This is a genomic window from Caballeronia arationis (assembly GCF_001544975.2).
Classification (GTDB): domain Bacteria; phylum Pseudomonadota; class Gammaproteobacteria; order Burkholderiales; family Burkholderiaceae; genus Caballeronia; species Caballeronia arationis.
This window is the reverse complement of the sequence record NZ_FCOG02000067.1, coordinates 21,211-35,805: the sequence shown is the minus strand read 5'-3', so window position 1 is coordinate 35,805 and position 14,595 is coordinate 21,211. Positions and strand designations below refer to the sequence as shown.

General features: G+C 62.7%; 14 protein-coding genes and 2 pseudogenes. 13 read left to right on the top strand and 3 right to left on the bottom strand.

Annotation, left to right across the window (positions count from 1 at the left end):
* Nucleotides 1-22 precede the first annotated feature (22 nt).
* Nucleotides 23-760: an IS6 family transposase gene (locus AWB81_RS28240; protein ID WP_062639816.1), complete on the bottom strand. Its 738-nt coding sequence runs from the start codon at nt 758-760 to the stop codon at nt 23-25.
* Between the two features lie 118 nt (nt 761-878).
* A complete protein-coding gene (locus AWB81_RS28235) occupies nt 879-1,655 on the bottom strand; it encodes an IclR family transcriptional regulator (protein WP_062639815.1) in 777 nt (258 codons plus the stop codon).
* A gap of 196 nt (nt 1,656-1,851) precedes the next feature.
* On the opposite strand from AWB81_RS28235, the gene AWB81_RS28230 reads away from it, so the two are divergent.
* The 12 genes from AWB81_RS28230 (at nt 1,852) to AWB81_RS28180 (ending at nt 12,468) form a co-directional block, all read left to right on the top strand.
* A complete protein-coding gene (locus AWB81_RS28230) occupies nt 1,852-2,838 on the top strand; it encodes a hydroxymethylglutaryl-CoA lyase (RefSeq protein ID WP_374730520.1) in 987 nt (328 codons plus the stop codon).
* Nucleotides 2,835-4,109, top strand: a complete 1,275-nt coding sequence (locus AWB81_RS28225; protein WP_062639814.1) for a CaiB/BaiF CoA transferase family protein — start codon at nt 2,835-2,837, stop codon at nt 4,107-4,109. The genes AWB81_RS28230 and AWB81_RS28225 overlap by 4 nt, the downstream gene beginning before the upstream one ends.
* Nucleotides 4,110-4,192: 83 nt before the next feature.
* Complete coding sequence (locus AWB81_RS28220) at nt 4,193-5,506, top strand: MFS transporter (protein ID WP_062639813.1); 1,314 nt, start codon at nt 4,193-4,195, stop codon at nt 5,504-5,506.
* Nucleotides 5,503-6,642 (top strand): amidohydrolase family protein, encoded by a 1,140-nt coding sequence (locus tag AWB81_RS28215; RefSeq protein ID WP_062639812.1) that lies wholly within the window; start codon nt 5,503-5,505, stop codon nt 6,640-6,642. Before AWB81_RS28220 ends, AWB81_RS28215 begins: the two co-directional genes overlap by 4 nt.
* A gap of 483 nt (nt 6,643-7,125) precedes the next feature.
* A complete protein-coding gene (locus AWB81_RS28210) occupies nt 7,126-8,187 on the top strand; it encodes an amidohydrolase family protein (RefSeq protein WP_062639811.1) in 1,062 nt (353 codons plus the stop codon).
* A 58-nt stretch (nt 8,188-8,245) separates the two neighbouring features.
* Nucleotides 8,246-9,922: a GMC family oxidoreductase gene (locus AWB81_RS28205; RefSeq protein WP_087135241.1), complete on the top strand. Its 1,677-nt coding sequence runs from the start codon at nt 8,246-8,248 to the stop codon at nt 9,920-9,922.
* Nucleotides 9,923-9,990: 68 nt separating this feature from the next.
* Complete coding sequence (locus tag AWB81_RS48365; protein WP_268811767.1) at nt 9,991-10,125, top strand: hypothetical protein; 135 nt, start codon at nt 9,991-9,993, stop codon at nt 10,123-10,125.
* Nucleotides 10,095-10,856, top strand: coding sequence for a dioxygenase family protein (locus tag AWB81_RS28200; protein WP_235025939.1), 762 nt, complete (start codon nt 10,095-10,097; stop codon nt 10,854-10,856). The genes AWB81_RS48365 and AWB81_RS28200 overlap by 31 nt, the downstream gene beginning before the upstream one ends.
* Nucleotides 10,857-10,860: 4 nt before the next feature.
* The gene (locus tag AWB81_RS28195) at nt 10,861-11,196 is read left to right on the top strand and encodes a YciI family protein (protein WP_062639809.1); all 336 of its coding nucleotides are present in this window, start codon (nt 10,861-10,863) and stop codon (nt 11,194-11,196) included.
* Nucleotides 11,127-11,900 carry an NAD(P)-binding domain-containing protein gene (locus tag AWB81_RS28190; RefSeq protein WP_087135240.1) on the top strand — a complete coding sequence of 258 codons (774 nt, stop codon included), beginning with the start codon at nt 11,127-11,129 and terminating at the stop codon, nt 11,898-11,900. The genes AWB81_RS28195 and AWB81_RS28190 overlap by 70 nt, the downstream gene beginning before the upstream one ends.
* Complete coding sequence (locus AWB81_RS28185) at nt 11,783-12,052, top strand: NAD-binding protein (RefSeq protein WP_159938949.1); 270 nt, start codon at nt 11,783-11,785, stop codon at nt 12,050-12,052. The genes AWB81_RS28190 and AWB81_RS28185 overlap by 118 nt, the downstream gene beginning before the upstream one ends.
* A gap of 26 nt (nt 12,053-12,078) precedes the next feature.
* Complete coding sequence (locus AWB81_RS28180) at nt 12,079-12,468, top strand: nuclear transport factor 2 family protein (protein WP_062639807.1); 390 nt, start codon at nt 12,079-12,081, stop codon at nt 12,466-12,468.
* 206 nt (nt 12,469-12,674) lie between these two features.
* On the opposite strand, the pseudogene AWB81_RS28175 reads toward AWB81_RS28180, so the two are convergent.
* Nucleotides 12,675-13,552 (bottom strand): annotated as a pseudogene (locus AWB81_RS28175) (pirin family protein).
* Between the two features lie 125 nt (nt 13,553-13,677).
* Here AWB81_RS28175 and AWB81_RS28170 point away from each other — a divergent pair.
* A pseudogene (locus tag AWB81_RS28170) lies at nt 13,678-14,585 on the top strand (LysR family transcriptional regulator).
* Nucleotides 14,586-14,595 lie beyond the last annotated feature (10 nt).

Here is a 14,595-nt window from a genome sequence, read left to right as displayed (position 1 = left end):
TTACCGAGAACTGGATCGGCGCTCACGAACGCCAAGATGAGACCGTGAGAAAGGCGCAAGAACTCGGCACTCTCGAGTAAAACTGTTCGGCATGAGTGCATGCGGTGCCACGGTCCTCCATTTGGCCCTTGGCGATCAGGTGGATCAGTTCGATGCCGCTCAACAGGATGCGGGCACAACGAAAATTCTTGAAGCCCAACATGGGCCGCGTGCGTTGCTTGATCGCCCGATGGTCTTGCTCTACAACGTTGTTCAAATACTTGTTCTGGCGAATCTTAATCGGTGTTTCTCGCTCAGCGTTGAGAGCATCCAGCGCGGCCAGGTTCGCACCGCTTTTATCGATTGTCACCGTCTCGGGCTCGCCGTTTTGGTCGATTGACTTTTCGAAGTACCGCCGCGCCGCGGCCTTGTCACGATGGGCACGCAGCAGAAAATCGACCGTATTGCCCTCCTTATCGACTGCGCGATACAAATACTTCCGCTGGCCTCGGACCTTGATATACGTTTCATCCATTCGCCAGCTCCGGCCCACGGCACGCTTGTGGCGACGGAACACCTTCTCCAGAACCCGCAACACCTTAATGGCCCAGCGGTGCACAGTTGAATGGTCAACCGAGATACCGCGCTCCGCCATCATCTCTTCAAGGTGTCGAAGGCTCAGCGGGTAGGCCACATACCAGCGCACGCAAGTCAGAATCACATCGAGCGGATAATGCAAACGCTTGAGCACCCGCACCACAGCAGGATTCAAAGTCTTCATCAAGCGTCCGATCGTTCGTATTGGCACGGCACATGATACCCGACGCGTTATTGCGACAGATCCAGACGGCACGCACGCGGTCACCCCGCGTCATTCAACTTAAGTTTGGTATGCCCTCTTAATCTTCGGGCAGAAAACCCTCCATTCCGGTTCTCGTGATGCTTGCATCGAATCGTGCACCGGAGCCGCCAAGCGCTAGGGTCGCGCGCTTGGCGCAATTGAGCAAGGAAGTGAGCGCCACGCTGATCGTCGATGCCATATCGAACCTGGCCTTCGGCCCCGATAGCGTAAGTGCTCCGACCAGTTCCCCGGTTGCCCCGAACACCGGCACCGACACCGATGCCGTTTCCGGATCCCGCTCGCCATGCGAAACCGCCCATAGTCGTTCGCGAACATCTTTCCAGCGCGGGTCCTGACTGTCGGTGAAGGCAAGCAGCACCTTGCCCGAAGCACCTTTATCGACCGGAAATTCCTCGCCGATTCGAATCGACACCCGCACGGCCCGCGCGGGTTCCACGCGATAGAGCACGAGACGTTTGTCGCCCTGTCGCACGTATAGCGATGCGGTCTCTCCTAAATCGTGACTCAACTCCAGAAGCAGCGGCTCGATGACGGGCCCGACCTGGAACGACCGCTGATAGAGCGCCGCAAGACGCAGCGGCTGAGGTCCGATCGCGTATTGGCCATCGTTCAGCTTGCGCACGAACCCGCCGTGTTCCAGTGCGCCCAGCAGACGCAGGACCGTGCTCTTGTAAAGATCGGTGCGACGCGAGAGTTCGGCGAGGGTCAGCCTGTCATCCGTCGGGCCGAAGGCATTGAGGATAGCGAAGACGCGATCCAGGACCGCGACGCCACTGGAACTGTCGGATACGGCGCCGGGGTCATCGGGCGTCATTTCGTTTGTCTCGGCTGACACTTTGATCCCTATGGTGGTCGTGCTCTCACTATATCGTTCTGTTGCGTAGAACTCAAGTTCTAAAAAATGGCGATATGACGGGTTTACCCATCTTCTATTGTCGCAAATTCATTCATATAGTTCTATCCAACAAAACGTAGTTCTTTCAGATAGAACGTTTGATAAGGAGCCTATCTTGATCATTTCCTGTCCTCCCAAGGTATTAATCAGCGAGGTCGGTCCACGCGACGGCCTTCAGAGCATCAAAACCGCCATGCCCACGCCCGCCAAACTGCGCTGGATTTCCGCGTTGGCCGCTGCCGGGCTGAAAGAAATCGAAGTCGGCTCCTTCGTGCCGCCGAAGCTGCTTCCCCAAATGGCCGACATTCATGACGTCGTCGCTCACGCGCTGACAATCCCCGGTCTTCACGTGGCCGTGCTCGCGCCGAATCTGCACGGTTCCGAGCGTGCGTTCGAAGCAGGCGTGCACAAGGTGACCTTGCCGGTATCGGTGACCAACGAGCATTCGATGGCGAACATTCGCAAGACGACCGCGCAGATGATCGAGGAGGTGCGCGAGATCGTCGCTTTGCGCGACGCGCGGTTCCCCGGCGTGCAGATCGAAGCGGGCGTGTCGGTGGCGTTCGGCTGCACGATCGCGGGCGCGGTCAGCGACGAAGAGACGCTGCGCATGTGCGTCGCGATGGCTGAATGCGGTGTTGACGAGGTCGGTCTGTCGGATACGAGCGGCTACGCGAATCCGACGCAGGTCCGGCGCCTGTTCCGCCGCTTGCAGAGTGAACTCGGTGGCAAGGCCGGCGGTGCGCACTTTCATAACACACGTGGTCAGGGGTTGGCGAACGTCGTCGCGGCACTCGAAGCGGGCGTCACCACCATCGACTCGAGCCAGGCGGGCCTTGGCGGCTGTCCGTACGCGCCGGGCGCGACGGGCAATATCGTCACGGAAGACCTCGCATTCCTGCTCGAAGCAATGGGTTACGACACCGGCATCGACATCGATGCGCTCATCGCCGCACGCGCGATCCTTGCCGAAGCGCTGCCGGGCGAAGCGCTTTACGGACATGTTCCGGATGCCGGCGTGCCGAAGGGGTTCCACTACGCGGATGGCCGCGTACCGAGTGCGCCGCAGCCCGAAGGCTGCTTGTTGGGAGCTGCACAATGAGCGACGTTCAAGCTAATCATTCCCTCCCGTATAGCGGCATGCGTGTAGTCGAGATGACGCACATGGTGATGGGGCCGACCTGCGGAATGGTGCTGGCCGACCTCGGCGCGGAAGTCATCAAGGTCGAGCCGATCGCCGGCGACAGCACACGCGCGTTGCGAGGTTCGGGGGCGGGCTTCTTCGGCACGTTCAACCGTAACAAGAAGAGCGTCGCCGTCGACGTGAAAGACCCGCGCGGCATCGAGATCGTGCACAAGCTTCTCGCCAGCGCGGATGTGTTCAGCGAGAACTTCAAGAGCGGCACGATGGACAAGCTCGGTCTTGGATACGCGGCGCTGTCGAAGCTCAACCCGCGTCTCGTCTACGTCTCGCACAAGGGCTTTCTGCCCGGCCCCTACGACCATCGCACCGCACTGGACGAAGTGGTGCAGATGATGGGCGGCCTCGCCTATATGACCGGACCCGAAGGGCGTCCGCTGCGTGCCGGAACGAGCGTCAACGACATCATGGGCGGTATGTTCGGTGCCATCGGCGCGATGGCCGCGCTTGCCCAGCGCGAGCGTACGGGCTTCGGTCAGGAAGTGCAGAGCGCGCTCTTCGAAAACAACGTGTTCCTCGTGGCCCAGCACATGATGCAGTTCGCCGTGACGGGCCAGCCCGCCGCGCCGATGCCGAGCCGGATTTCCGCGTGGGCGGTGTACGACGTGTTTTCGGTCAAGAACGGCGAGCAAATCTTTCTCGCAGTCGTCTCGGATACGCAATGGGGGTTGTTCTGCGACGCATTCGGTCTGTCCGATCTGAAGTCGGATGAGCGGATTGCGACTAACAATCAGCGCGTGCAGGCCCGCGAGTGGCTGTTGCCCCGACTTCGGAAGCACATGGAAGCCTTCAGCGCCGCAGAGATCAGCGCGATCTTCGAGGGCATCGGCTTGCCGTACGCGCCGATCACCAAGCCTCAGGATCTGTTCGACGATCCCCATCTGCTCGCGACCGGCGGACTGGCCGACGTGACGCTACCGCCCGACGCCAGCGGCGCGGGTCGATCGGTCTCCACGCGTACCGCGCTATTGCCGCTGACGCTGGCTGGCGAGCGTCTGAACCTTCGCGCCGGCCCGCCCGCACTCGGCCAGGACACGCAGGCACTGCTGTCACAGCTTGGCTACTCGCCTGAAGCGCTGAGGCAGTTGACCGAAGCCGGTGTCGTCCGATGCACGGACTGGCAGTCCGGCGACCGGACGAATCCTTCGCCCAATGAGCTTGCCAGCGCCTGACGCCGGAAAGCATCGCAATTGAACGCTCCGCCGTGCCGACCGGCATCCGGTCGCCTTGCCCGGCGAGACGTATGGAGACGACTATGACATCCCTATCCTCCGGCATGACGGCTGAAACGCCCGCCGATTCCACCCTCGAACAGCAGGCGGTCAGGAAAGCGGCGTGGCGCTTCATTCCGCTGCTCGCGCTCGCGTACTTCTTCAACTATCTCGACCGGACGAGCGTCGGCTTCGCCGCATTGACGATGAACCGCGACCTCGGCTTGACCGCCACTCAGTTCGGCTGGGGCGCGGGCATCATGTTCGCGGGCTATTGCCTGTGCGAGGTGCCGAGCAATCTCTTGCTCTACCGCTTCGGCGCTCGGCGCTGGCTGGCGCGCATCATGATCACCTGGGGATTGATGGCAGCGGCAACGGCGTTCGCCGTCGGACCGAACAGCTTCTATGCGATCCGGCTGCTGCTCGGCATCGGCGAAGCCGGGTTCTTTCCGGGCGTGATTTTCTTCCTCGCAATATGGTTCCCGGTCACTTACCGCACTCGCGTTCTGGCGTGGTTCACCGTCTCCACACCCTTGTCATCCTTGGTGGGCGGGCCGTTGTCGAGCTGGCTGCTTCAGATGGACGGCGTATTGGGTCTCGCAGGGTGGAAGTGGATGTTCATCGCCGAGGGACTGCCGGCATGCTTCATCGGCTATCTCGTGCTGAAGATGCTCGCCGACAAACCCGCCGATGCCAAATGGCTCTCAGCGGAGGAGCGCCAGGCCCTGCAGGGTGCGTTCGACCGCGAAGGGTCGGCTAGCCAGAAGAAGAAGGATTTTCGTGCGGCGCTCAAGGACGTACGTGTCTATATCCTCGCGATGATCTCGTTCGGCTTCACGATGGGCTCGTACGGTATCGGCATCTGGTTGCCGCAGATGCTCAAGGCCCACGGAATGAGCGTGACGCAGACCGGCTGGCTTTCCGCGGTGCCGTACTTCTTTGCGACGATCGCGTTGCTGTGGTGGGCGAAGCGCGTCGACCGTCGCGGTGGACACATCGCCAACCTCGCTGCGGGCTTCTTGATCGGCGCTGTCGCGCTCGGTGTCTCGACATACTTCCATCAATTGTTGCCCGCGATGGTCGGCATCACGGTGGCGCTCGTCGGCACGATTGCGGGGCGCACGATTTTCTATACGCTGCCCGCTCGTTTCCTGTCCGGTCAGGCAGCCGCCGGTGGGCTCGCCTTGATCAACTCGATCGGCGCGCTGGGCGGCTTCGCTGGACCGTATCTCGTGGGGTATCTGAAAGACCGTTTCGGCACCTACACGGCGGGGATGCTCGGACTGGCGGTCGTGCTGGGCGTGACGACTCTCTTGACGCTCAGTCTCTACGCTTTCAACCGGGGTGAACGAGCATGAAGACGTTTCATTCGCCCAAACGCCGCAGGCTCCTTGGCGCGGCCGCCGCGTCGATCGCCGTTCCCGCGATCCCGGCCATTTGTGCTGCGCAAGGAATCGTCAAGGAGGAGACGCACAAGATGACTTCGACCAGCAACTATCTGCCCGTTCGATCCGAGTGGCTCGCCTCCGGAACGGAAGCCGCTCTAGAACCCGCGATGCCGATCATCGACGCGCATCATCACTTCTACGAGCGCCCAGGCTGGACGTATCTGCTAAACGAGTATTTTCAGGATGCGCAGTCCGGGCACAACATTAAAGCATCGGTGTACATGCAGGCGCTGACGCGCTACCGGCAGGACGGTCCTGTGGAACTGCGGCCCGTCGGAGAGACGGCGTACGTCGCGAGCGCGACGGCGGCGTTGTCGCCCGCAGCGCCACAGGTTGCGAAGGGAATCGTCGGATATGCGGATCTTCGTCGCGGCGCGGCGGTGCGCGAAGTCCTCGAAGCGCATCTTCAGGCGGGGCAGGGCCGTTTTCGCGGCGTGCGCCATCTCGCGACTTGGGACGCCGATCCGACCCTCGCCAATCCGCTCACCGCCGCGCCTCGCGGACTGCTGCTCGATCCCGCGTATCGCGCAGGCGTCGCGCAACTCGGCGCGCTCGGTCTCTCCTACGACGCGTGGCTGTTCTTTCCGCAGCTCTCCGAACTGTACGATCTCGCGAAGTCCAATCCGGAGGTGCCGATCATCGTCAATCATTGCGGCGGCGTCGTGCGCATCGCGAGCTACGAGGACAAGCGCAAGGAAGTGTTCGACGATTGGTCCCGTTCCATGCGTGCATTGGCGCAGTTGCCGAACGTGCATGTCAAGGTCGGCGGCCTGGGGATGCGGATCAATGGCTTCGACTTCGACAAGGGCGAGCGGCCGCCATCGTCGATGGAACTAGCGGAGGCCTGGAAGCCGTGGATGCACACGTGCATCGATGCGTTTGGCGCCGACCGATGCATGTTCGAGAGCAACTTCCCGGTCGACAAGGGTTCCTATCCGTATAGCAACGGCTGGAATGCGTTCAAGCGGCTGACTACGCATGCAAGTCCTGATGAGCGCAAGGCGTTATTCGGAGGGACTGTGAGTCAAGTGTATCGGCTGGGCTGACGACCCAACGAGAAGGAAGGGTCGCATCTGCTGACGGTCAGCCTAACCTTTTCCACTCGCAGGAGCTGAGCATCAGAGAAGCAACTCTTCGCCGCCTCCCGAGCGCTCACTCTTCGATGTCGGCAGAAATCGGCGCCCGGAAGGTGAGCGCGTACGAGCGAACGGCCGTTCCACCTTGGAAGCTGCCGCAAAACCCACTACGGGTTGAACGACGGTTCAGGGTCGAGGTTGTGTAAAAACAGTCGCAGCATATCGGCGAGTTACCGGCAAACGCGATCAATCGGCGAGCTATCGGTTAACTGCGGTCGACAGGAGCAATTTCGCCCCTCTTTCAGTTATCGCGGCACGCTGCACGCTTTCACGTCCTCATCGCCTCGATCAATGCCTGCGTGCCTCGAATGCTCGTTGCTCGCTTCAGGTTGTAGGCCAATACGTGAAGGCTCATCTCGGCTCGCACACGCGGAAGCGTTTTCATCAGGAAGTGTGCTCGCGGGCGCCTATGAAGCGCTGAACGGCGGCGTGACGACCGTGCTCGACTGGTCGCACAACATGAACACGTCCGATCACACCGACGCCGCCGTGGAATCGCTGAAGGCATCGAACGGCCGCTTCGTGATGTGCTACGGAAACTCGAACGCGGAGTGGCTGCCCGTCAGCAACCTGCCGACCTCTGAAGACGTGAGGCGCGTCAAGATGCAGCATTTCTCCGCTTCCGACGATCTCGTGCAACTCGGCATGGCGCTGCGAGGGCCGCAATACGCAACCGGGTCGGTGACGGTGGACGACTGGGCGCTCGCGCGGGATCTGGATGCGTTGATCTCCGTGCACGTTGGCGATGGCGCATGGGGCAAGGGCCGCCCGGTCGCGTGGCTGGCGGAGCGGGGCCTGCTGGGCGAGGACGTGATCTGCTCGCACTGCAACTCGCTCGCGGACGACGAGTTCCAGATGATGGCCGACTCGGGTTGCTCCGCGTCGATGACTCCGGAAATCGAACTGCAGATGGGGCACGGATGGCCCGTCACAGGACGGCTGCTCAAGGTGGGCATGCGCCCGACGATCGGCATCGACATCGCCACCTGCAACAGCGGCCACCTGTTCCAGGTGATGCGTACGGTGCTGCTGCTCGAGCGCGCCTGGGCGCACGACCGGGCCGACCGAAATGGTGAAGAGGTAGAACGGCTGCCCATCGATACGCAGGACGCGATCGAGATCGCGACCATCAACGGCGCAAAGGCGCTTCGGCTCGACCACAGGATCGGGTCGCTCACGCCCGGCAAGGACGCCGACATCGTGATGATCCGCGCCGACAACCTCGAGATGGCGCCGCTGAACAACCCGGTCGGCGCGGTCGTGCTCGCGGGGCATCCGGGGCTCGTCGACTCGGTCTGGGTGGCGGGCCGGGCGGTGAAGCGCGACGGGAAACTGATCGGCGTGGATGAGCGGCGCGTCATCGAAGAGCTCACGAGGTCGAGAGACTACGTGCTGTCCAAGGCAGGCGTGAAACCGGGCGAGCGCTTTACGCCCGCGCCCTATCAGGCCAAGTGAGCAGGCGGATCGTGACTGCGGGATGCATCGGCGAATTCACATCGATGGAGGAGCGAGCGTGGAACCGGATTATCTGATCGTCGGAGGCGGCAGCGCGGGCGCGGTGCTCGCGGCACGTCTCTCCGAAAACGGCCGGCATCGAGTGCTGCTGGTCGAAGCGGGCGAGGACACACCTCCGGGCAACACGCCGGCCGACATCGACGACACCTTCCCCAGTTCCACGCTGAACCCGGCGTATTTCTGGCCCGGGCTCGAAGCGACGGTGATCGCGGGCGAGGCGCCGCGTCCTTACCCGCAGGCGCGCATCATGGGAGGCGGCTCCAGCATCATGGGCATGTTCGCGCTGAGGGGCATGCCGTCGGATTACGCGCGCTGGACGGCGGCGGGCGCAGAAGGCTGCACCTGGGATGACGTCGTGCCGTATTTCAACAAGGTCGAGGACGACTTCGACCGACGCGGCGCGGGCACGCGGGGCGGCGCGTATCCCGTTCGCCGTTCGCCCCGCGAGGAGTGGCCCGACTTCGTTACGGCCATGCAGGAGGCGGCCACGACGCGACGTTTTGCGTACGTAGCCGACATCAACGAGACCCCCGGCGACGGCTTTTTCCCGATGCCGGTCAGCCGCGACGAGGAGGTGCGCTCATCGAGCGCGCGCTGCTACCTGACGGCGGCGGTGCGCGCACGCAGGAACCTGACGATCATGCCGAACACCCACGTCAAGACGCTTCGCTTCGACGGGCGCAAGGTGGTGGGCGTGGAGGCCGATCGCGACGGCGAGGCCGTCACGCTGCGCGCCCGGCGCGTGATTCTCTGCGCGGGCGCGATTCATTCGCCGGCGATCCTGATGCGCTCGGGAATCGGCCCAGCCGACGAACTGCGCCGCGTCGGCATCGAGCCGGTTGTCGATCGGCGGGGCGTCGGGCGCAATCTCCAGAACCATTCGTACATGTTCTTCGCGCTCACGCTGCCGCGCGGCAAGCGGCTGGCGCCACGTCTGCGGCGATTCGCCGTGGCAGGGCTGCGCGCGTCGTCGCGCTTGCCCGGATGCCCGAGCGGCGACCTGCTTCTCTTCATGCTCGGACGGGTCAGTCCGCGCTCGTTCGGTACTGACGTTGCGATGGTCGCCTCCGCGCTGTATTCGCCATTTTCGGTGGGTGCCGTCACGCTCGCGAGCGCGAGTGCCTATGCGAATCCCCGGGTCGATTTCCGCATGCTCGACGATCCGCGCGATGCGCCGCGCGTGGTCATGGGTGCCCGGCTCGCGGAGCAGTTCCTGCGGGAACCCGGCGTGGCGGCGACCTATGGCGAGGCGCTTCTCCTGCCGCCTGGGATGGCGCTCAATCAGTTCAACCGCCCGGGCCTTGCCGGTTCATTGCTCGCAGCGGGCGCCAAGGTCACACTCAACTCGCCGGGGCCGCTTCGCCGGTTCGCGCTCGGGCAGGCCTTCGCGGGCGCAAAGCCCTTGGCCGACCGTCGCGGCGACATGGTGTTGTCGGACGCCGACCTGCTGTCGTCCATTGCTCCGATGGGCCATCCCGTCGGAACCTGCGCGATGGGTCGAGAGAGCGATCCGAAGGCGGTCGTCGATGCGTCGTACCGGGTCTATGGCGTCGGCAACCTGAGTGTCGTCGATGCGTCGATCATGCCGGTCATTCCGAGTGCCAACACCAATCTTCCGACGCTGATGGTGGCCGAGCATGCGGTCGACCGAATCCTTGCGACAGGCGCATCATGAAGCGAACGCCTTCGCCTCGCGCCCAAGACGCAGCCCACACCAACCTTTTGACTGAACACGGAGACGCAATGAGAAACATGACCGAAGCCGAAATGACCGACGTAGTGCTGCAACGCTACGCCAACACACCCGATCCCCGTCTGCGCACGATCATGCATTCGCTGATCCGGCTTTGCATGCGTTCGTCCGCGACGTACGGCTGACCGAACCGGAGTGGCTCGCGGGCATCGAGTTCCTGACCCGCACCGGCCAGATCAGCGACAACAAGCGCCAGGAGATGATCCTCCTGTCCGACAACCTCGGTGTGTCGGCGCTCGTCAACATGGTGAGCGCGGGCGTGCCGGAGGGCGCGACTGAATCGACGGTGCTCGGTCCGTTCTATGTTCCTGAATCGCCCGCTCGGGAGTGGGGCGAATCCGTGCTGCTTCGTGACGGAGACGACGTCCCCCTCCTGATTCACGGCCGGGTTCTCGGACCGCAAGGCGAACCGGTGCCGGGCGCGACCATCGAGATCTGGCAAACCGACGCGAACGGCATGTACGACATCCAGGACAAGGCGCAGCCCGAACACAACCTGCGCGGCTGGTATCGCGCGAGGCAGAACAGCGAATACCTGCTCAAGACCATCAGGCCGACGTCCTATCCGATCCCGACCGATGGCCCGGTCGGCGAACTGCTGCGCGCCACCGCGCGTCATCCGTTCCGGCCGGCGCACCTGCACGCCGTGGTCTGCGCGCCCGGTTACCAGAAGTTGACCACACACCTGTTCGATGCCGAGGATACCTATCTCGATTCGGATGTGGTGTTCGCGGTGAAGTCCTCGCTGATCCGGCAATTCACGCTGAACGAGTCACCGGAAGCCGCTGCGAAGTGGGGCACGCGAGGGGCATTCTGGGAACTCGACAACGATTTTGTCCTGAGCAAAAGCGAGTGATGCCATGTACTTCGTCGTGTTCGCGACCGATCATCCCGGAAACAGCGCCCTTCGCACGCGGACCAAGGCTCTGCATAGCGAGCATCTCGACGCGGCCGCCGACGGCGTGCGCGTGCTCCAGACCGGACCGTGGCTCGATGCCGACGGCAACGAAGCCGGCTCGTTGCTCGTGCTCGAAGCTGACTCGTTGCCGCTTGTCGATGCATTCATGAAGGCCGATCCCTATGCACAAGCGGGACTGTTTTCGCGAGTCGAAATCCATCCGTGGCTATGGCGCCGCGGCAATCCCAATCTGGCGAGCGGCGCGAGCCGCGTCGCCGGCAACCCAACATCAACGTGACGATCATGAACATCCTGTGGATTGGCTACGGAAAGATGGGCGAGCCGATGGCCGCCCGCGCCGCGGCGGCGGGGCACACCGTGCAGGTATCCGATATGAGTCGCGAGCGCTGTGACGCCGCGCGTGCGAACGATCTGGAAGTGGTAGCGATCACGCCGGAGAGCGCCGGTCAAGCCGACGTGATCTTGACGTCGCTGCCGAACGATGCAGCGGCGCTGCAACTCCTCGCAGGTGTTACGAGCGCGCTGAGTCACGTTCGGGCAGGCGCGCTGCTCATCGAAACGAGCACCATTTCCGCGAGCGCGTCCGCATCGATTGCGAACATTGCGCAAGCGCGCGGGATCGGCTACGTGCGCGGCCCGGTGTCGGTGTCGGTGTCGGGGTCGGTGACGGCGGCGGCCAACGGAGCGCTGACCACGTTCCTCTCCGGCGCCCACGATGCGATCGAACAAGCGCGGCCGATCGTCGGCGCCTACGCGTCGAATCTTGTCGTCGTCGGCGATGCGGAGCAGGCGCGCACAATGAAGCTTGCCATCAACCTGATGGTCACGACGCTGGTCGCGAGTCTCTGCGAGGCCTACACGCTTTGCACCAAGGGCTGCATCGAAGCCGGGACGGCCTGCGTTACAAGGCCGAAGCACTCCAGCGCCGCCACTTCACGCCGACGTTCACCGTGGCGCAGATGCGCAAGGACCTTCAGTTGATTTCCCAAGGCGCGCGTGAACTGAGTGTGCCGATGCTGCTCGGGGCGGTAGTCGAGCAACTGATGGTCGCCACAGAGGCGTCAGGCTTCGGCGATGAAGACTACCTCGCGTGCGTGAAGGTGATCGCAGGACTCGCCGGGCTCGCCGTTTGATTCCTTTTGCTTCGGAGCTAAAAAGTATGAACGAGGACCTCCAACCAGCCGAGCGGATCACGCAACTCGAAGACAGCCGCTATGCCGCGATGCTCGGCAAGGACATCGGCACGCTCGAACGGCTGCTCGACGACAAACTGATCTACATGCATTCGAGCGGCGTCGTCGATACGAAGTCGAGCTATATCGAGGGATTGAGTACCGGTGGGTGGGACTACCAGCAAATCGATCGTTCGGACGTCCGCATCGAGATCAGCCGCGACGTCGCGCTCGTGTTCGGCAAGCTTTCGATTCGAATGAAGACGCGCGGAGTGCTCAAAGCGTTCAGCACGCGCGCGCTTGTCGTATGGCAGCGTGGGGAGAGCGGGTGGACACTGCTTGCAGTGCATTCCGGGGCGATCCCGGAATCTCAGTGACGCGTGTGCTCGTCGTCCAATGGCGCGCTTTCGCTGCTGGATGGGTTGACGGGCGAAGCCGTCATGCGGACGGGACAAGCCAGTTACGGTAGCGCCTTGAAGAGCGTCATCGGAATTGCTACGCAGGCACGCTTGTCCGATGATGGAGTAGAGCCACACGGTTTGTGTGGCTCTACTTGCCGCAAAGGAGGACGAGTGTCGCCGCGTTAGCCAGGCTCCGTCGTTCGCATCCGGCCAAATCGGCCATTGTTGAAGTCCTGCGCCGCCTGCTGAATTTCCGCAGCTGTGTTCATCACGAATGGCCCGTAGCTCACCACGGGTTCGTCAATGGGCTCGCCGCTCAGAACCAGGACGACGGAGTCACGGTTCGCCTCTATCGTGAAGTCAACACCCTCCCTGCCGAGGATGGCCGTTTGTGCATCATGAACCTCCTGATCGCCATTGATGGTGACCGACCCGTGCAGCACGACGATCGCCAGCGTCCGGTTTTCCGGAACAACCAGGTCCGTTAGTCCGCCTTTGGTCAGGCGCATGTCCCAGACGTCGATCGAAGTGAACGTCCGAGCTGGACCACGATGACCCTCGAAGTCACCTGCGATCACGCGGACCGTGCCCGCACCGTCAGGCAGCGTCACCGACGGAATATTGGCGTCGAGCAAAGTCTGATATCCCGGGGCAGCCATCTTGTCCTTCGCTGGCAAATTCACCCAGAGTTGCACCATTTCCAGCGTCCCGCCTGTTCGAGTGAATTCCTCGGAATGAAATTCCTCATGCAGGATGCCCGAGGCGGCCGTCATCCACTGTACGTCTCCCGCGCCGATCAGGCCGCCACTTCCGGTCGAGTCCCGGTGTTCGAGTTCGCCCTGGTAGACGATGGTCACCGTCTCGAAGCCGCGGTGCGGATGCTGGCCCACGCCACGCGGACGCGATGCCGGCGTGAACTGCGCCGGTTCGGCGTAGTCGAGCATCAGAAATGGACTGATGTGCCGACCCGAAGAGTGGTGGGAGAGCAGCGTGCGTACCGGGAAGCCGTCGCCAATCCAATGCGTGGCCGGCTGCTGTAAACACCAAGAATTTTCTTCACGATTGACTCCTGTTCGAGGCCGGTGGGCCGTGATTCCATGAACAGAAGCTTAGCTACAGGACGCTGGCGCCGGTAGATGGCATGATGTACCTTCAGTGTCCCATACATGGAACGATGGGTCCGGCATGCCACATGACCTCAACGATCTTTTCTTTTTCGCCCGGGTAGTCGAGCATCAGGGCTTTGCCCCGGCCGGCCGGGCGGAGGGATACCGAAGTCGAAGCTGAGCCGCCGCATCGCGTTGCTCGAGGAGCGGCTTGGGGTTCGCCTGATCCAGCGCTCGACGCGTCATTTCACTGTCACCGAGATCGGGCGCGTCTATTACGCGCACTGCAAGGCGATGCTGATAGAGGCGGAGGCTGCGCAGGAAGCGATCGACGTCACCCGTTCTGAGGTTCGCGGCGTTGTCCGACTCACGTTCCCGGTGGCGCTGTTGCATACCACCGTAGGCGCGATGATCGGCGAATTCATGTTCCGCAACCCGCAGGTGGTCGTTCATCTCGAGGCCACCAATCGACGCGTTGACGTCATTGCTGAAGGCATCGACGTTGCGATCCGGGTTCGTTTCCCGCCGCTCACCGACAGCGACCTCGTGATGAAAGTACTCGGGAATCGGACTTGGTGTCTGGCGGCGAGTCCAACCTTGACGCGTCAATATTTGATGCCTGTGGTTCCCGCCGATCTGAGTGGTTTGCCCAGCCTCGATCTCGGGGCGCCTCAACAGGAACATATCTGGGAACTTCAGGGGCCGGGGGGCGTCGCGGCCGCAATTCGCCATACGCCCCGCCTCGTCACCGACGACATGATTGCGTTACGTCAGGCCGCGGCGGCTGGCGCGGGTGTCGTTCAACTGCCCACGATGATGCTAAAAGAGGATATTGCTAACGGCACATTGCAACAGTTGCTCCCCGATTGGGCGCCGAGATCGGGCATCATTCACGCGGTGTTTCCCTCGCGGCTCGGATTAATTCCTGCCGTACGCGAGCTGATTGACTTTCTGGCAGCGCGGTTTGATCAGGCGTCGGAGAGATAGTGTCGCGAGT

What these genes read in the sequence shown, in the direction of transcription:
- AWB81_RS28225 (WP_062639814.1), top strand. Translation starts at nt 2,835, where the DNA reads ATGAGCGACGTTCAAGCTAATCATTCCCTCCCGTATAGCGGCATGCGT.
- AWB81_RS28235 (WP_062639815.1), bottom strand. Translation starts at nt 1,655, where the DNA reads ATGACGCCCGATGACCCCGGCGCCGTATCCGACAGTTCCAGTGGCGTC.
- AWB81_RS28180 (WP_062639807.1), top strand. Translation starts at nt 12,079, where the DNA reads ATGAACGAGGACCTCCAACCAGCCGAGCGGATCACGCAACTCGAAGAC.
- AWB81_RS28215 (WP_062639812.1), top strand. Translation starts at nt 5,503, where the DNA reads ATGAAGACGTTTCATTCGCCCAAACGCCGCAGGCTCCTTGGCGCGGCC.
- AWB81_RS28190 (WP_087135240.1), top strand. Translation starts at nt 11,127, where the DNA reads ATGGCGCCGCGGCAATCCCAATCTGGCGAGCGGCGCGAGCCGCGTCGC.
- AWB81_RS28220 (WP_062639813.1), top strand. Translation starts at nt 4,193, where the DNA reads ATGACATCCCTATCCTCCGGCATGACGGCTGAAACGCCCGCCGATTCC.
- AWB81_RS48365 (WP_268811767.1), top strand. Translation starts at nt 9,991, where the DNA reads ATGAGAAACATGACCGAAGCCGAAATGACCGACGTAGTGCTGCAACGC.
- AWB81_RS28195 (WP_062639809.1), top strand. Translation starts at nt 10,861, where the DNA reads ATGTACTTCGTCGTGTTCGCGACCGATCATCCCGGAAACAGCGCCCTT.
- AWB81_RS28240 (WP_062639816.1), bottom strand. Translation starts at nt 760, where the DNA reads ATGAAGACTTTGAATCCTGCTGTGGTGCGGGTGCTCAAGCGTTTGCAT.